The organism is Shewanella sp. SP2S2-4 (genome assembly GCF_031932025.1).
GTDB classification, from domain to species: domain Bacteria; phylum Pseudomonadota; class Gammaproteobacteria; order Enterobacterales; family Shewanellaceae; genus Shewanella; species Shewanella baltica.
This window is the reverse complement of record NZ_JAUOER010000001.1, coordinates 77264-96943: the sequence shown is the minus strand read 5'-3', so window position 1 is coordinate 96943 and position 19680 is coordinate 77264. Positions and strand designations below refer to the sequence as shown.

Below are 19680 nucleotides of genomic sequence, written 5' to 3'. Positions count from 1 at the left end.
AACATGCACAAATCTTGTGCAATTCTCAATGTCGATTGAATACTGGGCTGCTACGGATAAGGAAGGGAAAATGAAATTAGAGTCACTGGCATTACACCATGGTTATGAGTCAGAAGCGACCACGAAGGCGGCCGCAGTACCTATCTATCAAACGACCTCTTATACCTTCGATGATACCCAGCATGGTGCTGATTTATTTGACTTAAAAGTCGCTGGCAATATTTATACTCGGATAATGAATCCTACTACTAGCGTGCTAGAGCAACGTCTGGCGGCCATTGAAGGTGGCATAGGTGCGCTGGCCGTAGCATCGGGTATGGCGGCGATTACCTATGCGATTCAAGCCTTGACTCAAGTTGGCGATAACATCGTCAGCACCAGTCAGCTCTATGGTGGCACTTATAATCTGTTTGCCCATACATTGCCGCGCCAAGGCGTTGAAGTGCGCATGGCGGCCTTCGATGATTTTGAAGGCCTCGATGAGCTGATCGATGACAAAACTAAGGCCTTGTTCTGCGAATCAATTGGTAATCCCGCGGGGAATATTGTTGATTTACAACGTTTAGCCGAGATTGCCCATAAGCATGGCGTACCTTTAATTGTCGATAATACGGTCGCAACCCCAGTGTTATGTCGCCCGTTTGAGCATGGCGCCGATATCGTTATTCATTCTTTAACCAAATATATTGGTGGCCATGGCACGACCATTGGCGGGGTGATTATCGATTCTGGCAAGTTTGATTGGGTAGCCAATAAGGAAAGATTTGCCTTACTCAACCAAGCCGATCCTTCTTATCATGGCGTGGTTTATACAGAAGCCTTTGGCCCCGCAGCATTTATTGGTCGCTGCCGTGTGGTACCGCTGCGTAATACCGGCGCCGCACTGTCACCGCACAGCGCATTCTTACTGTTGCAAGGCCTTGAAACCTTAAGCCTTAGAATGGAGCGCCATTGCTCGAACGCGCTAGCATTAGCCGAATATTTGGTGTTGCATCCGGCGGTGAGTTGGGTGAATTACGGCGCCTTGCCGAGCAGCCCTTATCAGGATAATTGCCACAAGATCACTGGCGGAAAAGCTTCTGGGATCATCAGCTTTGGGATTAAAGCGGCCACGCCTGAAGAGGGTAAAATTGCCGGCGGACGTTTTATCGATGCGCTGCAGATGATCCTGCGTTTAGTGAACATCGGCGATGCGAAATCTTTGGCCTGTCACCCTGCGAGTACCACGCACAGACAGCTCGATGCCGATGAACTGGCACGGGCGGGCGTGTCAGAAGATCTTATCCGTATCTCGGTTGGGATTGAGCATATTGACGACATCATTAACGATGTGGCGCAGGCGCTAGATAAGGCACTGGTGAGCAAGTAGTTCTTATCGAATAGCCCATGTCGAATAGCTGATACCCCATCGATTTATTAAATCGTTAACAGTAAAAAGCCGCCATCGATTCAATTCGATGGCGGCTTTTTTAGTGCTTTTAAAACGATGTTAATCTTGCTGCAATCGATTTCTCGCCTTCTGGTAGAAGTAAGAAACGGTAAGTAAAATAACCCCGATCAGCATAAAGGCAATGACCTTTTGCACTAGCTCGAAGGACGCCATATCCAGTAATAGCACCTTGAGCGTCGATAGGATAAATAGCCCTGCGGCGAGGCGGATCATATCGGCATTTTGTGGTTTTAAGCTGATAAACATCAACACACTGCCATGGATAACCAATAAAATCGCGCTGAGTGGGGCGGCAATCATGTTATCGAAACTATAACTCCACATGAAGTAACTCAAGGCGAGCAGTAGATGCCAGCCCCACTTAAGTCCTTGTAACGGTAAGATACGTCTATGCAAGCGTATTGCTACGCCGTGCTGCAAGATAAGCCTTGCTAGGAGTGCCAGTGATAAAAACTCGATTAACACAAACGAGGCATTATCACGATTGAGCCCGAGTGTGATTTCAAAATGCAGCATGATGGGCAACAGGGCTAAGCCTAACGTTAGGCCGTAGGCGAGATGATAGCTTTCCTTTATTGCGGCTTGAATTTCGGTTACTAGGTTTAATTTCATGCTACGCGAGTCTTGGCCTTCAGCACTTTTGCTTAAACCTTTTTGGATAAGCAAGGCAAAATAACCACTTAAGGCCAATGCTGTCATGGCTATTCCGACGAGCTCTGAATGATTAAAGCCATAAACGATCACGGCTAATACCAGTGCAAAGTAATAAGGGCTTAGTTGCCATTGAAGTTGCAGCAAGGGGCGCCATGTCTCGGGTAATTGGCGATAACTAAGCAGGGTGAAGCCCATAAAGAGGGCACCAATAACCAGCGCCGCGAGTCCTTGCCAAACGTGAATAAGACATAGCGAGGCTGTCATCAGAACCGCTAGCCAAGTGAGGATTTTGGCTTCTATGTTCAAACTCTTATGTTTAACAAAGTAGGCTAAACCTAGGCTCATAAAGGTGCTCAGCCAGAGGGCAATAGCGGTATATTCCCAATAGTTGCGGATAACTTTAGGCAGCAGAATAAGCGGCAGCAGCAAATAGCAGAAGATTTGCATGCTATAAGCGGCTTTGGCAAATAGGGCATCTTTATAGTGGCGGCGATACCAATAATGGGCCAAGAGTAAGGCGGTAAATAACTCAATTCGTGCCAGTTTGGCCATGAGCGGCTGGGCGCTAAAGCTAAAACTGTCCGCGAGCGTTATGCCTTCAACAACCTTAAAGAGCAGCGGTAATAGCAAGAGCCAAGCGGCAAATTCGCTGACAACGAGTTTGTCCTTTGCGCTTAAGTACAGTAGTAATAGGCTGACTAGCGGCAAGATAGCGAGATAGTAATCGCTGCTCAAAAGGTAAGCCGCGAGGATAATTGTCGCCACATAAAAACCGCTTAATAGTTCTTTTAATATTCTGCAAAGCTGATGTTCTAACGCAGAAAGCGGCGCATGGGTGAATGTTAATAGGCGAATGGCAAAGACTAAGGCGGCGCAACTTAAGGCCAGTGCGATCAGCGAAACGCCAAAGGCCGACAAAGCTGAAATTGCCAAGGCATCTAATATGCTGGATTCTAACAGTGCCATGCTATCAAGCACACTAAACGCATTTAACCCTAATCCCATTAGCAGTAATACATAGGCTTCGGCGCGCACTGAAATCAGTTCTTCTTTGGTGCCAATCCATAACAGTAATAAGGCTTCGAGCAGTAAGACTAAGCCGAGGAAATCATGGCTGAGTAAATACAGCGCTGCAAATCCGGCAAAACTTCCTGCAAAGACTAACAATAAGCCGCTGCGGGCTTTTTCTAAGCGGCTTTTTAGCTGCCAATAGAGGGCAGCACAAATCAGCGCGTTGACCGCAAAGATTTCCCCTGCAAACTCAGTAAATTGCGTTAATTCGAATAGCACAAAGGCGAGCAATGCTATTGGCAAAGCGAGCATGCGATGGCTTAGGGTGTTGCTTGGTTGTTTATCTTGATGGGCAAACTGCTGGGTAAATAGTAAGCCGGTGATGCCGTAGAGATAAAAGGTCGCATTAATACTGAAAAGCGCCAGCAGACTGCCACCGCCAAAGTCGGTGAGTGGCAGTGGCACAAAATAGCTAAAGGCTTCGATGCAGCCAATGTGCAGCAGCGCGGTGATTTCCAGTAATAACGGCCACTTAAGCTTATAACTTTGGGCAAGGGCGCCAATTCCAATAAGCAGTAAATAAGGCAGATACAGCAACGGCGCATAGCTTTGGGATAACAGCATCATAGGCGCGGTCGAGCCGCCGACTAAGGCGATGACGGCAATGACTTTGGCATCTAAGCGCATCGACAGACCATAACCTGCCAGAGTGATCAATAACAGTAAGATAAAACTCGCGCTATTGGGGATGATTTCAAAATACGGCCCAATAAAGTAAGCGCAGAGAAAGTTTAGGATAAGGCCTAATCCGACTATCCCAGAACCAAAGTCCGCCATGCCCGTGCGTTTTTGGCGAATAAAAATCCCGCCGGCTATGATAGCGTTCGCGCTGGCAAACCCGAGCAGGGCTTTGCCCAGTTCTGAAAACCAATGGTTGATGGAATATTGCAGTAAGTAACCAAAGCCTAAGGTCAGGGTGATGATCCCTGCGACTGTCATCAAAAAGACCGGGCCTAATCCCTTGGCTTGATAATGATGGTAGAAGGATTTGATTTGTTCGGTAATTGCACCAAAGGGCGCCATGATGGCCGCTAATCCTTGGGATAACAGATCATCAAATTGACTCGCCACTTGCACGCTTGCCTGTAATTTGACTTCATCACTCAGTTGTTGGCCCTGCGTCTGGTATTCGGTTTTAGCGACTTGTTCTGCTGAGGTATTTTTTGTGTTTCTTTGCCAAGGGTCTCCTTGCACAGCGTTTTGCTGCCATGGGTTGGGGTCTGCTTGAGCAGGCGCTACGGGAGTAGACTCAAGGATTGGTGTGTGTGCCGCATAGGTTAATTTGGGCGCGTTATCGGCGGCGGGGATCACAGTCGCAATCGATGCAGCACCCGCTGCCATACTGACAGTGGTATCAGATGCGTCTTCAGTCGTAATTTGCTGACTTAAGGTATCGAGCTTAGTTGAAAATTCTGCCAACTGGCGACTGAGTGAAGATTGCTGCGATAAATGCAGCGACTGTAATTGTGCCAGCTCAGCTTTTAGTTGGGCGACGTCATCCTTTAACGGCATATCTCAATCCTAAGTATTTAATACTAGTAATATACTAAACTTTTACTGGGTTGAAGTGTACTGACATAAAAGCGACATAGAAAACAAGTTTTAACGCAACTTGGGCTGCGTTAAATTCAAGGTGGTTAGCCGAATTTTCGCTTATTCAAGGCAAATTATTTATTTAATTCTTCCGCTAAGGCACTTTGGTTGTTGGCTACGATTCTCGAAATCTCGGGATCGCCTTGGTGCAACTGCTCGAAGCAGTGCTGATGAAGCACTGCATATAAATAAGATAAGCTGACGACAGTATCTTGAGCATTATGTAAGTGTGTATCGCGTGCGGTTCTATCGAGCAGATCGCAGCAGGCGCTAAGTTGCTTATCAATCGCTGTCAGTAGCTCTTTTTGCTTATTGTCGAGTAATTCGCATAATTGCTCTTCTTGGTGATGAGTCATGCAAGTTTTCCTTGTTTTGGGGATTGATTAAATCCTCAGACCGCCATTAGGCTGTGATGATTTCAGGCTGTTTTTTGACCTGACATTACTTCTTAGCCTGCAGGATCACAAATTTACCGTTGGAGGCGACTGTGGTGCAGTTTTTAAATAAGCGCTGTAATTTCACATGGTAAGCCAGATGGCGGTTGCCGACGATATGTAAAATCCCCCCGTCTTTTAAGCGGCGGCGAGCGTCTAAAAACATCTGCCACGCGATATGATCGGTAATGGCTTCACCTTGATGGAAGGGCGGATTACACAGCACCAGATCCGGTTGCACTTCTTCTGGCAGATGCGTCATGCAGTCGTCCCAATAGAAGTGGCCTTTGTCTGCAGGTAATTGATTACGAGCCCAGTTTGCCTTGGCTGATGCGACCGCCATTTCGGAATCGTCGATAAAGTGGATATCAGCTTCAGGGAATAACTGGGCGGTTCGCAGTCCCAGCACGCCATTGCCACAGCCGAGATCGACAATCGACTTAAAATCTCCTTTCGGCAAATTTTCGAGCATGATGCGTGCGCCAATATCGAGTTTGTTGGCGGCAAACACATTACTTAAGTTGCTGATCTCAAGTTGATATTCAGGTACGGCCCAAGTCACTTCTTTGGCTAATGGTCTGGGTTTACCATCACTGACACAGGTAATTACTCGGGTGTTTTTCCACGCTAAACTAGCGCTTGCTGGGCCTAAATGCTTAGCAAAGACATCGAGCAAGGCGCCATTAATCGATTTGGCTTTGGCTGCCACTAATATGCGAGTGCCAGTGGGTAACACTTGCGATAAGCGTGTTAGCTGGTGGGCAAAGTAGCTTAAGTTCTTAGGCAACTTCATCAATACTAAGGCTAAGTTTTCTGGCAAGGTATCGCGGCTGGTAAACCATTGCAGATTATCCATCGGAAACTGATTGCGGCCATGGTTTTGTTCTGTGCCTAAAAAGCTGGTTCTGGCATCGGTTTCAACACACAGTGGCCAACTTGGATTCAGTTTCGATACACCACAGCTTAAGGCGCCGAAACTGTCGTTGATAATGGCGGTTGGCACGGCGGCTTGCTCTGACTCAATAAGGCTTTTGAGTAAGTGTTCATCGGCGGCATCCCAAGCTTGAAGATTAGATTCCTGCTGAGCTGGATACCGTAAAAGTTCGAGTTCAACACCCGCTACTGAAAATTGTGTTGTCATGTGCCACACTGCGCCAATAAATTAAGGCGCAGATTATCGCAGATTTCATGGCGCAGTGCGACGGCTCTGCATCAAGAGCTAATGTTAGCCCTACCATGGACGAAGCGGCAAGCAAACGGATCGATAGTTGCGGGGGACAAGTAGGTTGATGGCTAAAGATAATGAGCGGCGTGACAACCAAGGTTACGATTTGTTTTCTGAGCTTGATGATGAAGCGGGTCTTGATTTACAGCTAAGTTTGAACCTTACCGATCACGGTTTGAACAAGACTGGGCAACCCATACCGCCCATCACCTTAGTGCGGGGTTATCTTAATGCTGAGCAGCAACTTGCGTTGATGAAAGAAGCGCAGACTTATCCCTTAAGTCGCCCCGAAATCCAAGTATTTGGTCAGTTTCACGCAATTCCTCGCCAGCAAGTGTGGTTTGGCGATTTGGGCTGTGACTATTTATATTCAGGACTGTTTATCCGCGCCTTACCTTGGCCTAAATATGCCCAGAAGTTGAGGGATAAGTTAACGCGGGATTATGGTTTGGCGAGTAATGGAGTATTAGTCAATCGTTACGCCGATGGAAAAGATTGTATGGGCGCCCATAGCGATGATGAACCAGAAATTGCCCATGGTAGCCATATTGCGTCTATTAGCTTAGGCGCCACGCGGGATTTTGTGCTTAAGCATAAACACAGCCAAACCAAGCACTGCATCAGTTTGCACAGCGGTGATTTGCTGATCATGCACTGGCCTATGCAAAACGATTGGCTGCACAGCTTACCTAAACGTTTGAAAGTAAAAGAGCCCCGCTGGAATTACACCTTTAGGCAACTCATCGTTAATTTCCATGGCTAAATGCCCGTTGTTAAATGACAGCTATTCATTGCCTCCTGTTTATTACTGGTGGCGGTGAACGGCCTGCTAAATAAGATGACTTATAAAGTGGTTATTGAGCAGCAAACAGACTAAGTGAATTTGATCTTTTCTGTCTGAAGCAGTACTCTGCGGCCACTGGATTTCCCCATTCTGAGACTCGAATATGTCCAATACTCATGCGCAGGGCACAGTGGCTAACACTATCACGCAGAAGTTAACTGAAGGCTTCTCGCCGACTCATTTAGAAGTGATCAACGAAAGTAATCGTCACCATGTGCCACCGAATTCGGAAACCCATTTCAAAGTTGTGCTCGTGAGTGAACAGTTTGATGGTTTACGTCTCTTGGCACGGCATCGATTGGTTAATACTCACTTAGCCCATGAGCTAGCGAATGGCGTGCATGCCTTGTCGATCCACACATTCACTCAAAGTGAATGGGATGCGAATGCACAAGTGCCTAATACGCCAAATTGTCGCGGTTAATTCATCGCTTTCCAATACTTTTAGCTTAGATTTCAAAGCCACTCTCCATAGAGTGGTTTTTTGTTTTAGGTCAAACTAAGGCCATTTTCTGGTTTTACCCCTCGAGTTTCTGGTTTCCCTATAGGCGTTTCTGTGTTAACAATATGTTCTATTTTAAGGGTTTGGGTGATGCGATTGCGGAGCTCTGTCCTGAGAACATGTTCACGTCTGTTAGAACCATGGGCTCGTTTGATGTCAGGGAGAGTATTAAAAATGCGTAAGTTTGGGAGTGTGCTCGTCTTAATGCTGCTGGTGGGGCTGAGCGGTTGTAACCCCGCAGCCAGTGATGCGCAAAACGTAGCCGTTTCCCATGCCGCAACGGATGACCCCCAAGCTATTCCCGCTATTGAATGGCGCCTTGCAACCTCTTGGCCGAAAAACTTCCCCGGTTTAGGCATGGCTCCTGAGCGTTTTGCCCATTTAGTCAATGAAATGTCTAACGGTCGGTTAAAGATCCAGGTTTATGGCGCGGGTGAGTTAATGCCAGCGTTTGCCGTATTTGATGGTGTGAGTCAGGGCAAAATTCAAATGGCCCATGCCGCCTCTTATTATTGGAAAGGCAAGGCACCCGCGGCGCAGTTTTTTTCATCGATTCCCTTTGGTATGACGGCGCAGGAAATGAACGGCTGGCTGCACTACGGCGGTGGCATGGCGTTGTGGGATGAAGTGTATCGCCCCTTTGGCATCATTCCCCTCGCGGGTGGCAATACTGGGATGCAAATGGGCGGCTGGTTCAATAAACGGATTAATACGATTGCTGATTTTAAGGGATTGAAGATCCGCATGCCGGGCTTGGGCGGCGAAGTATTAAAGCGTGTCGGTGCTATTCCTGTGAATATGGCGGGGCGTGAACTCTATGGTGCGCTACAAACTGGCTCGATTGATGCGGCTGAGTGGGTGGGGCCATTGAACGACCTTGCCTTCGGTCTACATAAAGTGGCGAAGTACTACTATTATCCTGGTTGGCATGAGCCGGGTTCCAATATGGAATTCTTGATTAATAAAGCCGCCTTCGAGAGTTTACCTCAAGATTTACAAGCCATAGTTAAAGTCGCGGCGAGAGCCATTAATCAAGATATGCTCGACGAATACACGACCCGTAATGTAGCCGCCCTTGAAGCCTTAGTGAATGATGAAGGGGTGGTGCTTAAAGCGTTCCCACCTAAAGTGTTGTTGGAACTTGAGAAAATCTCTAAACAAGTGATTGAAGAACAAGCCAATCAAGATCCCTTAATGCGTAAAGTGTACGCCGCCTATCACGCCTACGAGCAAGGTGTGCGCCAGTATCATAAAATATCTGAGGATGCTTACAGCCAACAGCGCCAACATTAAATGCGTGCTGTTTTTAGCACTCACTGTCACATTAACAGCTGATTTATATGAGATGATTTCATCTTAAATTATCTTGTTATCGGCGTAATTCATTTGGTGTTATGCTTGCAAGCCATAAATAGACAGTTACAGTGGCGTTGATGTCGCCCTGAGAATTTGGAGATCCCTATGCCATTACTTGATAGCTTTACCGTCGATCATACTCGAATGAATGCCCCAGCAGTTCGTGTTGCTAAGCACATGAGCACGCCAAAGGGCGATGCGATTACGGTATTTGATCTACGTTTTTGCGCACCGAATAAAGATATTCTCAGTGAGCGTGGTATTCACACTCTGGAGCATTTATTCGCTGGCTTTATGCGTGACCATTTAAATGGTAGCAATGTTGAGATCATCGATATTTCGCCAATGGGATGCCGTACCGGCTTTTATATGAGTTTGATTGGTGAGCCGACTGAGCGCCAAGTGGCCGATGCGTGGTTAGCTGCGATGGAAGATGTGCTTAAAGTGGTTGAGCAGTCAGAAATCCCTGAGCTGAACGAATACCAATGTGGTACGTATGAGATGCATTCATTAGAGCAGGCACAAGAGATCGCCCGTAATATTATTGCGGCTGGCGTAAGTGTGAATCGCAATGATGATTTGAAATTAAGCGACGAAATTCTAGGTAATCTGTAACGGTTTGCACTCTTACTTGTATAAGAGTGCCTAGCCAGTAAATTCAGTTTCCTGAAGTTAATGAGAGAAAGCGACGAGAGTCGCTTTTTTTTTCAAACAAATTCAGCTATTTTACAAGTTAATAACAAAAACACCGTACGCTAACAAAATTTTTGGGAGCTTGGTATGCCTAGTCGTTACTTCACAGTATCACTCTGTGCAATTTCTGTATCTCTTGCCTGTTCTAACACAACGTTCGCCGATGATTTCCACAGTCAAATGCTTGAACTGAACCAGGTCAATGACACATTCCACTCCACTGCTGACAGTTTAGCGTTAGGCCAGTTAACGGCTTTGACGGTTTTACCTGCAGATCTTAACGGAAATCCAGCAAGCATTAATATGCGCAGCGCGAGTCAAGGCGTGGCCGTATTGCAAGATAGAGTGTATTTCTCACCTGCGCCTTATTCTGCACCGCAATTACAACTATTACCCAATCTGCTGCAACAACAGAGTGTCACTGTCACGCCAATGGCGAATATGGCGGTTGGTGGGCAAGGGGCGTTTGGGGTGGTGAGTTATCAAACCTTACCTGTAGCCGAGCAAGCGGAAAACAGTAAGGTAACGCTCGAAGGCAATACGGATGCTGACTACAGTGTCGATGTGAATTGGGGCGTGAAGCAAAAAGAATACGGCATGATACTCGCGGTTAACTACAGTGATGGTAGCGGCGCCGATCACTTACTCAATGGTCAAGATACTGACCGCCAAACCACTGATATCTTATTTAAAATTAATGCTGCGAGTTTATTAGGTGCCCGAAGTCCGCAGGTGACTGAGTTTACCTACCAGTTCCTCGATGATGATAGCTATCGCTCCCAACTCGGCTTAACGCAGGCCGATTGGCAACAAGACCCGATGAGTTTGTATTCGGCTACGGCTGGAGATAAGCATCAAGGGCGTCACCATAAGTATCAACTGTCGCACCAAGTTGCGCTTAGTGGTGGGCATAAGGTCATCACGGACTTTTACTATCAATCCTATTCGCAGCAATTAAATCAACTCAATCAATTTGATGGGCAAGTGCTTGATACCCAGAGTTTAGCTGCGCTGGCTGCATTTGAACGGCAGCCGACAGTCGATGGCGTCGCGGTCGCCTCATTACAACAAGACAATGATTTCAGCTCCTTTGGGGTACAAACTGAATCGGTGAATCAGTATGGCGCCCATCAAATTAGCTATAGCGCTCGTTATCATACGGATAAAGCCGAGATGCACCTTGGCGATCAGCAGAGTCTATGGCAGCAGGACTTGAGTGTAGTGAGTGATGCACCCAATGCGCTGTTGGCTTATACCGATGATGCGACGGCATTCACTTCGGCCATCGACTCCTTGTTTAATTGGGACGGATTGCAGCTCAAACTCGCGCTCGCCTATGAAAAAGTGGACGTTAATCGCAAGGTCAATTTAGCTTACGCCGGACTCGAAACGGCAGATTTTTCCGACAGCGATTGGATGCCACAACTTGGCGTTTTATATCATGCTGGAGATTGGCGCTTTAGTACGGATATTCGACGCTCATGGACCGCCGCGAGTGCGGGGAATCTTGAGCAAGAGGCACAAGTGTCGCTGCAATATCAAGTCAGCGCCCAATATGCCAGCGAGCATTTTAGTGCTGACATCAAAACCTACGTCCAAGATTTTGATAATCTGCATGTCAATTGTGATGCGTATACCCAATGTGCCGACAGCCGTTTGTGGGTACAAGGCAATGTCGTGGATGTGCTGACCAAAGGGGTTGAGCTGAATCTTGGCTATCAGTGGGAACTGGGCAGTGTGCAGTTACCTTTAGCGTTAAATTATCAGTATTCGAATGCCGAGTATCAAACCAATAGCTGCAATGAAATCCAAGGCTGCGTCGTGGCTGGCGATAGAGTGGCTTGGTTACCCGAGCAGCAACTGCAGTTGAGTGCTGGGATGAAATATGCCGAATATGAACTGCATGCGAATGTCTTTTATCAATCGGAGCGCGAAATGGGCCAATTCGGCGCCGAATTACAGCCTGTCGCCGCACAATGGCGGGTAGATTTAGCGGCGAATTATCATTTTAACCGTCACCATGAGATTTATTTTCGGATAGAAAACCTCTTAGATGAGACATTAGTCACAACAGCATCAAATAGCGGAATTCGATCGGAAAATGGACGTATTAGCTATTTAGGTTATCAATGGCGCTTTTAAGTTGAATTTTATTTCGTTTGAATTTAAATCAATTGAAACAAATAAGATCGATTTAAGCCGTGTTTAGTGGATGTTTCGACTTTTTGCTAAATTAAATCTTTAATTATTAATGCTATAGTACCCAGTGGCCGTAATATTCTCTCTTTCTGATCAGTCACTAGGTCGGAAGGTGAACGCCGTAGCGCATGATTCTTTTCAATCCGTATTTTAGGTTTGAAATCACCTATAATTTTCGTGGCGATGCCAAGTCAATTGGGGTAAAATGCGCGCGACCAGCGTGATTGCGATCGCATTTCTGTGATAAATCTGCGCTAGCTCAATGCAGTAGGTTTTGTTTAAAACCTAAGTATTTAGCAGGAACGCGGCGCATTGTCTTTCCTTCAAACGTAGTGCTTGTGGATATGATTACAATTAAGAAAGGATTGGAACTGCCTATAGCAGGCGGACCAGAGCAAGTTATCCATAATGGCCCAGCCATTAAACATGTAGCTACTTTGGGTGAAGAGTATATTGGCTTACGTCCAACGATGAAAATCAAAGTGGGCGATAAAGTACAAAAAGGCCAGGTTCTTTTTGAAGATAAGAAGAATTTAGGCGTTAAATATACGGCTTTAGCCAGTGGTACTATATTAGACATTAACCGGGGCGCCCAGCGTGTTCTGCAGTCTGTTGTCATTGAAGTGGAAGGAAACGAAAGCGTTGCCTTTGCTAAATATGATGCCACTGCACTCGATACGCTCGACTCGCAGTTAGTCCGTGACAATCTGATCGAATCAGGTTTATGGACTGCTTTGCGTACTCGTCCTTTTAGCAAAGTTCCTGCTGTAGACTCTTCTGCTGCTGGTATTTTTGTAACCGCAATAGATACTCAACCTCTTGCCGCTGATCCCGTTGTGGTGATCCGTGAGCATAAAGAAGATTTTGCTAATGGTCTTAAGGTCTTAGCAAGACTTACTGACGGTAAAGTTTACCTTTGTAAAGCGCCTGGCGCTGATATTCCTGCCGCAAACGCCCAAGTTGAAGAATTTGCCGGTGTGCACCCTGCAGGATTAGTCGGTACTCATATTCACTTCTTATTGTCTGCCTCTGCAAAACGTACCGTTTGGCATATTGGTTACCAAGATGTAATAGCAATTGGTCAGCTATTTACGACGGGTGAACTCAATACCGAACGTGTTATTGCGATCGCAGGCCCTAAAGCGGCTAAGCCAAGACTCGTACGCACTGTTGTGGGCGCGAGCATGACTGAATTAACCGCAGGTGAAGCCTTAGATGGCAATGTTCGTCTAATTTCAGGCTCTGTTCTGAATGGTCGTACAGCCGTTGGCCCACAAGGGTATTTAGGTCGTTACCATGTTCAAGTAAGTCTGTTAGAAGAAGGTACAGAGAAAGAATTTTTAGGCTGGGTATTACCAGGCTCAGACAAATATTCTATCACTCGTGCATTCTTAGGACATCTTGCTCCTTCTCGTCTGTTCAGTATGACGACCAGTACAGGTGGTTCAGACCGCGCTATGGTGCCAATTGGTAACTATGAGCGTGTAATGCCATTGGACATTCTTCCTACTATGTTGTTGCGTGACTTGATTTCAGGTGACTTTGACGGTGCTGCTACGTTAGGCGCGTTAGAGTTAGATGAAGAAGATCTCGCACTGTGTACGTTCGTATGTCCAGGCAAGTATGACTACGGTTCATATCTGCGTGACTGTTTAGATACGATCGAGAGGGAAGGCTAATGAGCTTGAAAGATTTTTTCGAACGTATTGAACCCGACTTTGAAAAAGGCGGTAAATACGAAAAGTTTTATGCCCTATTCGAAGCGGCATACACGATTTTTTATACCCCAGGTAAAGTGAACAAGGGCAAAACCCACGTTCGCGATAACCTCGACCTAAAACGTATGATGATTACGGTTTGGGCTTGTGCTTTCCCAGCGATGTTCGTGGGTATGTACAACGTAGGTTTACAAGCTCAATTAGCTTTAGTGGCTGGTTTTGCTACCCCTGACGTATGGCAAGTGAGCTTGTTCAGCATGTTCGGTACCGAACTGACGGCAAACTCTGGCTGGCCTGCGCTAATGTGGTATGGCGCCTGTTTCTTCCTACCTATCTACGCGGTGACTTTCGCCGTCGGTGGTATCTGGGAAGTGCTGTTTGCCTCTATTCGTGGCCATGAAGTCAACGAAGGTTTCTTCGTTACCTCTATCCTGTTCGCTTTAACGCTGCCAGCAACTATCCCATTATGGATGGTGGCGCTGGGTATCACCTTCGGTGTGGTCGTGGCGAAAGAAGTATTCGGTGGTACAGGGCGTAACTTCTTAAACCCAGCACTAGCGGGTCGTGCCTTCCTGTTCTTCGCTTATCCGTTGAACATGTCGGGTGATACCTCATGGGTTGTGGCTGACGGCTACTCAGGTGCGACTGCACTGAGCCAAGCAGCAGCGGGCACATTAGATTATGCAATCAACCAAAACTGGTGGGATTCGTTCTTCGGTTTCATTCCAGGTTCTGTTGGTGAAGTGTCTACGTTAGCGATTCTGTTAGGTGGTTTGGTCATCATCTACACCCGTATCGCTTCATGGCGCATTGTTGGCGGTGTAATGGTCGGTATGATTGCCATTTCTACTCTGCTGAACGTTGTCGGTAGCGACACTAACCCAATGTTTGCAATGCCTTGGTACTGGCACTTAGTGTTAGGTGGTTTTGCGTTTGGCATGATGTTTATGGCGACAGACCCAGTGTCAGCGTCATTCACTAACCAAGCTAAATGGGCATACGGTATCTTGATCGGTGCAATGGCTGTGTTTATCCGCGTGATTAACCCTGCATTCCCTGAAGGCATGATGTTGGCAATTCTGTTTGCTAACTTGTTCGCGCCATTGTTCGACCACTTCGTGGTTCAGGCAAATATCAAGCGGAGGATTGCCCGTGGCTAGTAATAAAGATTCGTTCGGCAGAACCTTATTTATCGTCGTTGGCCTATGTCTGATTTGTGCGATATTTGTGTCTACTGCAGCAGTGTTACTGAGACCGACTCAAGCAGAAAATAAACTGCTCGATAAGCAAAAGTACATTCTGGAAGCCGCTGGTCTTATCGATACTAAAGCTGGCAAGGTCACCAAAGCGCAAATTCTGGATACTTACGGCAAACACATCGAAGCTAAATTGGTCGATTTAAAAACGGGTGCTTGGGTTGATGGTGTTAATGCTGACACTTTTGATCAACGTAAAGCGTCTCGTGATGTGAAAACCTCATTTGTACCTGAGAACGACATTGCTTCAGTGAAACGTGTAGCGGATAACGCTGTGGTTTATCTTGTTCGTGATGAACAAGGCAAATTAACGAGTGTGATCCTGCCAATCCATGGTTATGGCCTTTGGTCTACTATGTATGCCTTCCTTGCTATGGATGCTGATCTAAACACAGTGCAAAGCTTAGTCTACTATGAGCAAGGCGAAACGCCGGGCTTAGGTGGCGAAGTGCAAAATGCTCAGTGGAAAGCGAAATGGCATGGCAAAAAGTTATTTGATGAGCAAGGTAACATTGCTATCAGCGTAACGAAAAACCCAGCTGTTGCTAGCACTGAATACGGTGTAGACGCATTATCTGGCGCAACCTTAACGAGTAACGGTGTGCAACATTCACTGACATTCTGGTTAGGGAAAGAAGGTTTTGCGAGTTTCATTGAAAAAGCACGCAATGGAGGTCTCAACTAATGTCTGACGCTAAAGAACTGAAACAGGTTCTGACCGGACCTATAGTCAACAACAACCCGATTGCTTTACAAGTACTTGGTGTATGTAGTGCATTAGCGGTAACGAGCAAGCTCGAAACTGCACTGGTAATGGCGTTGGCGTTAACTGCGGTAACTGCGTTTTCGAACCTGTTTATCTCAATGATCCGTAATCATATTCCAAGCAGTGTGCGTATTATCGTACAGATGACCATTATTGCCTCTTTGGTAATCGTGGTTGACCAATTGCTGCAGGCTTATGCTTATCAGATCTCTAAGCAGCTGTCGGTATTCGTCGGCCTTATCATTACGAACTGTATCGTAATGGGGCGCGCTGAAGCCTACGCGATGAAAACACCGCCAATGATGAGCTTTATGGATGGTATCGGTAACGGTTTAGGTTACGGTGCAATTCTGTTAGCTGTTGGCTTCGTACGTGAACTGTTTGGTAACGGTTCTCTGTTCGGTGTTGAAATCCTGCACAAGATCTCTGATGGTGGCTGGTACCAACCAAACGGTCTGCTACTACTGCCTCCGAGTGCGTTCTTCCTGATCGGTGTTTTGATTTGGATTATTCGTACCTATAAGCCAGAGCAAGTTGAAGCAAAAGGGTAAGTGCGATGGAACATTATATTAGCCTGTTAATTCGCTCTGTTTTCATTGAAAACATGGCACTGGCCTTCTTCCTAGGTATGTGTACTTTCTTGGCTGTGTCTAAGAAAGTCACCACAGCCATGGGCCTAGGGATTGCGGTAGTTGTAGTGTTAACTATCTCTGTCCCAGCAAACCAAGTTATCTATCAAGGGCTGCTTGCTCCTGGTGCACTTGCTTGGGCTGGCGCACCTGAAGCTGACTTAAGCTTCTTGAAATTCATTACCTTTATCGGTGTGATTGCGGCTTTGGTTCAAATTCTGGAAATGGCACTGGACAAGTACTTTCCACCTTTGTACAACGCATTAGGTATTTTCTTACCTTTGATCACAGTGAACTGCGCGATTTTCGGTGCGGTATCATTCATGGTTGAGCGTGACTACAAGTTAGGCGAGAGTGTGGTGTTTGGTTTCGGCTCAGGAGTGGGTTGGGCATTAGCTATCGTATTGATGGCCGGTATCCGTGAGAAGCTGAAGTATGCCGACGTGCCTAACGGCCTACGTGGTTTAGGGATTACCTTTATCACCGCTGGTTTGATGGCCTTAGGTTTCATGTCGTTTTCTGGTGTGTCTCTGTAAGAGACACATAACGGCTTCTTGAATTGGACCTTCTAAGGATAAGTTAATGGATATTCTTGGTATTTTTAAATCTACTCCGCTCGAGGTTTACCTCGGTGTGAGTATGTTTACTGCTATCGTCCTCATCTTGGTATTAGTGATTTTATTCGCTAAGTCTAAGTTAGTGGCTAGCGGTGACATCACGATCGGCATTAATGACGATCCTGAAAAAGCAATTACAACCGGTGCTGGCGGTAAGTTGTTAGGCGTTTTGGCTAACAGCGGTATCTTCGTATCGAGTGCGTGTGGTGGCGGTGGCTCATGTGGCCAATGTCGCGTGGTGATTAAGTCTGGCGGCGGTGATATTCTGCCTACAGAACTTGACCACATTAGCAAAGGTGATGCCCGTAAAGGCTGTCGTCTTTCTTGTCAGGTTAACGTTAAGAACGATATGGAAATCGAGCTTGACGAAGAAATCTTCGGTATCAAAAAATGGGAATGTGAAGTTATCTCTAACGATAACAAAGCCACTTTCATTAAAGAACTGAAGCTGCAAATTCCTGATGGCGAATCTGTACCCTTCCGTGCTGGCGGTTATATTCAAATCGAAGCACCTGCTCACCATGTTAAATATGCAGATTTCGACGTACCTGCACAATACCGTGGCGACTGGGAACACTTCGGTTTCTTCAATCTTGAATCTAAGGTTGATGAAGAAACGATTCGTGCATACTCAATGGCTAACTACCCAGAAGAGTTCGGTATTATTATGCTGAACGTGCGTATTGCTACGCCTCCACCACGTAACCTGACTCTGCCTTGCGGTAAGATGTCATCTTACATTTGGAGCTTAAAAGCTGGCGATAAAGTGACAATTTCTGGCCCATTCGGTGAATTCTTCGCGAAAGATACCGATGCAGAAATGGTGTTTATCGGCGGTGGTGCGGGTATGGCGCCAATGCGTTCGCACATCTTCGACCAACTGAAGCGTCTTCACTCTAAACGTAAGATGAGCTTCTGGTACGGTGCACGTTCTAAACGTGAAATGTTCTACGTAGAAGATTTCGACGGCCTTGCGGCTGAGAATGACAACTTCGTATGGCATGTGGCCCTTTCAGATCCTCAACCAGAGGATAACTGGGATGGTTACACAGGTTTTATTCATAACGTATTGTATGAAAACTATCTGAAAAACCATGATGCACCAGAAGATTGTGAGTTCTACATGTGTGGACCTCCAATGATGAACGCTGCCGTAATTGGTATGTTGAAAAATCTTGGTGTCGAAGACGAAAACATCTTGTTGGATGACTTCGGCGGCTAATGTTCATTAGTCCTAGATAGAAAAGTTGCAGATGTTGAGGATAATCTCTCATCTGCAACTTTTGCATTTAAGGGCCCAAATAAGAGTAGTAGGTCACTATGTTTCAGACCTTAAAGAGCAATACCTCAGTTTTAAAGCATTCATTTAACTGGCTAGTCCTCGTAGGGCTGGCCTTTTTTGTTTCAGCCTGCTCGAAGCAGAACGAGGTCATTTCATTAGCGGGCAGCACTATGGGGACGACTTATCACATTAAAGTCGTGCCGAATGAGCAGATGCCGACGGCGCAATTACTTCAAGCGGAAATTGATTTAGCCCTTGAGCTAGTCAATGACCAGATGTCGACGTATCGCCCAAATTCAGAATTATCCCGTTTCAACCAATTGCCATTGGAGCAAAGCGTTGAAGTTTCAGCGGATACCATCAAAGTGGTGCAAGAGGGAATACGCTTATATCAAGTGACGGATAAGGCACTTGATATTACCTTAGGTCCTTTAGTTAACCTGTGGGGATTTGGTCCTGATAAGCGCCCAACTAAGGTTCCGACTCAGGCCGATATCGATGCGGCGAAAGCCAAAACCGGTATTAGTGAGCTTTCGATAGAAGGTCATCGTTTAAGTAAGCATAACGCGCATTTGTACGTAGACCTGTCATCAATCGCCAAAGGGTTTGGGGTTGATAAAGTGGCTTCCATTCTCGATAAATACCACGCGACTGGGTATTTAGTTGAAATTGGCGGTGAGCTGAGCATTAAAGGTGCTAAAGGCGATGGTAGCTCTTGGCGCGTTGCCATAGAGCAACCGACCGATGATGGCTCAGAAGCCGTACAGCAGGTTATATCACCAGGGACTATGGCGATGGCGACCTCGGGCGATTATCGTAATTATTATGAGGAAGACGGCCAACGTTTTACCCATATAATTGATCCACGTACCGGTTTGCCAATCAATCATAAGCTAGCATCTGTGACCGTATTGCATCAGAATTGCATGACTGCCGATGGTTTTGCGACGGCTATGATGGTTTTAGGTACAGAAGCATCATTGGAGCTTGCCAAGAAGGAACACTTGGCGATAATGCTAATTGAAAAGCAAGGCGAAGGATTTAAAGTCTATTACAGTGACGCCTTCAAGCCTTTCCTTAAGTAGTTGGAGTTAACATGAGCACTTTTATCGCGGCATTTGTAGTTTTATTACTGTTCTTTTTGCTGATGTCGATAGGTTATCTCATCAAGCGCAAAGCCGTCGAGGGAAGCTGTGGCGGTTTAGGTGTTCTAGGGATTGAAAAAGCGTGTGATTGTGATGACCCTTGTGACAAACGTAAACGTCGTATGGCCGCTGAAGAAGCGCGCCGTGAGAAGTTAACCAAAGACCGTATTATTTAATATTCTCTCAATCGCCAGTTTCGACAATAGCCTCCTATCTGGAGGCTATTTTTTTGCATGAAACTTATCA

At 46.3% G+C, this 19680-nt stretch carries 17 protein-coding genes; 14 read left to right on the top strand and 3 right to left on the bottom strand.

Going from position 1 to position 19680, the window contains the following annotated elements; translation table 11 throughout:
• Nucleotides 1-70: 70 nt before the first annotated feature.
• Nucleotides 71-1369, top strand: a complete 1299-nt coding sequence (locus tag Q4Q54_RS00495) for an aminotransferase class I/II-fold pyridoxal phosphate-dependent enzyme (protein WP_311987169.1) — start codon at nucleotides 71-73, stop codon at nucleotides 1367-1369.
• A gap of 120 nt (nucleotides 1370-1489) precedes the next feature.
• On the opposite strand, the gene Q4Q54_RS00490 is transcribed toward Q4Q54_RS00495, so the two are convergent.
• The 3 genes from Q4Q54_RS00490 to Q4Q54_RS00480 all read right to left on the bottom strand — a co-directional run bounded on the left by Q4Q54_RS00490 (nucleotide 1490) and on the right by Q4Q54_RS00480 (nucleotide 6343).
• Nucleotides 1490-4687, bottom strand: a complete 3198-nt coding sequence (locus tag Q4Q54_RS00490; RefSeq protein ID WP_311987167.1) for a DUF2339 domain-containing protein — start codon at nucleotides 4685-4687, stop codon at nucleotides 1490-1492.
• 155 nt (nucleotides 4688-4842) lie between these two features.
• On the bottom strand, nucleotides 4843-5124 hold the full coding sequence (locus Q4Q54_RS00485; RefSeq protein WP_311987165.1) for a hypothetical protein: 282 nt from the start codon (nucleotides 5122-5124) through the stop codon (nucleotides 4843-4845).
• An 85-nt stretch (nucleotides 5125-5209) separates the two neighbouring features.
• A complete protein-coding gene (locus tag Q4Q54_RS00480; protein WP_311987163.1) occupies nucleotides 5210-6343 on the bottom strand; it encodes a methyltransferase in 1134 nt (377 codons plus the stop codon).
• 148 nt (nucleotides 6344-6491) lie between these two features.
• Between Q4Q54_RS00480 and Q4Q54_RS00475 the strand changes: the two genes are divergently transcribed.
• From Q4Q54_RS00475 to nqrM, 13 genes are all read left to right on the top strand, one after another.
• Entirely contained in the window at nucleotides 6492-7190 is a 699-nt protein-coding gene (locus Q4Q54_RS00475) for an alpha-ketoglutarate-dependent dioxygenase AlkB (RefSeq protein WP_311987161.1), read from the top strand.
• Between the two features lie 184 nt (nucleotides 7191-7374).
• Nucleotides 7375-7695 (top strand): BolA family protein, encoded by a 321-nt coding sequence (locus Q4Q54_RS00470; RefSeq protein WP_006080458.1) that lies wholly within the window; start codon nucleotides 7375-7377, stop codon nucleotides 7693-7695.
• Nucleotides 7696-7947: 252 nt separating this feature from the next.
• On the top strand, nucleotides 7948-9066 hold the full coding sequence (locus Q4Q54_RS00465) for a TRAP transporter substrate-binding protein (protein ID WP_311987159.1): 1119 nt from the start codon (nucleotides 7948-7950) through the stop codon (nucleotides 9064-9066).
• Between the two features lie 168 nt (nucleotides 9067-9234).
• Nucleotides 9235-9744 carry an S-ribosylhomocysteine lyase gene (gene luxS / locus Q4Q54_RS00460; RefSeq protein WP_006083939.1) on the top strand — a complete coding sequence of 170 codons (510 nt, stop codon included), beginning with the start codon at nucleotides 9235-9237 and terminating at the stop codon, nucleotides 9742-9744.
• Between the two features lie 165 nt (nucleotides 9745-9909).
• Nucleotides 9910-11964, top strand: a complete 2055-nt coding sequence (locus Q4Q54_RS00455; protein WP_311987157.1) for a TonB-dependent receptor domain-containing protein — start codon at nucleotides 9910-9912, stop codon at nucleotides 11962-11964.
• Between the two features lie 401 nt (nucleotides 11965-12365).
• A complete protein-coding gene (locus tag Q4Q54_RS00450; protein ID WP_006080462.1) occupies nucleotides 12366-13700 on the top strand; it encodes a Na(+)-translocating NADH-quinone reductase subunit A in 1335 nt (444 codons plus the stop codon).
• Nucleotides 13700-14899, top strand: coding sequence for an NADH:ubiquinone reductase (Na(+)-transporting) subunit B (locus Q4Q54_RS00445; protein ID WP_006080463.1), 1200 nt, complete (start codon nucleotides 13700-13702; stop codon nucleotides 14897-14899). Before Q4Q54_RS00450 ends, Q4Q54_RS00445 begins: the two co-directional genes overlap by 1 nt.
• Nucleotides 14892-15680, top strand: a complete 789-nt coding sequence (locus Q4Q54_RS00440; protein ID WP_220590973.1) for a Na(+)-translocating NADH-quinone reductase subunit C — start codon at nucleotides 14892-14894, stop codon at nucleotides 15678-15680. The genes Q4Q54_RS00445 and Q4Q54_RS00440 overlap by 8 nt, the downstream gene beginning before the upstream one ends.
• Complete coding sequence (locus tag Q4Q54_RS00435; RefSeq protein ID WP_006080467.1) at nucleotides 15680-16312, top strand: NADH:ubiquinone reductase (Na(+)-transporting) subunit D; 633 nt, start codon at nucleotides 15680-15682, stop codon at nucleotides 16310-16312. The genes Q4Q54_RS00440 and Q4Q54_RS00435 overlap by 1 nt, the downstream gene beginning before the upstream one ends.
• A 5-nt stretch (nucleotides 16313-16317) precedes the next feature.
• The gene (nqrE, locus tag Q4Q54_RS00430) at nucleotides 16318-16926 is read left to right on the top strand and encodes an NADH:ubiquinone reductase (Na(+)-transporting) subunit E (protein WP_006080469.1); all 609 of its coding nucleotides are present in this window, start codon (nucleotides 16318-16320) and stop codon (nucleotides 16924-16926) included.
• A 46-nt stretch (nucleotides 16927-16972) separates the two neighbouring features.
• Nucleotides 16973-18229, top strand: a complete 1257-nt coding sequence (gene nqrF / locus Q4Q54_RS00425; RefSeq protein WP_006083934.1) for an NADH:ubiquinone reductase (Na(+)-transporting) subunit F — start codon at nucleotides 16973-16975, stop codon at nucleotides 18227-18229.
• A 98-nt stretch (nucleotides 18230-18327) separates the two neighbouring features.
• Nucleotides 18328-19374, top strand: a complete 1047-nt coding sequence (locus Q4Q54_RS00420; protein WP_063884097.1) for an FAD:protein FMN transferase — start codon at nucleotides 18328-18330, stop codon at nucleotides 19372-19374.
• A gap of 11 nt (nucleotides 19375-19385) precedes the next feature.
• Complete coding sequence (gene nqrM, locus Q4Q54_RS00415; RefSeq protein WP_063884096.1) at nucleotides 19386-19610, top strand: (Na+)-NQR maturation NqrM; 225 nt, start codon at nucleotides 19386-19388, stop codon at nucleotides 19608-19610.
• Nucleotides 19611-19680: the final 70 nt, after the last annotated feature.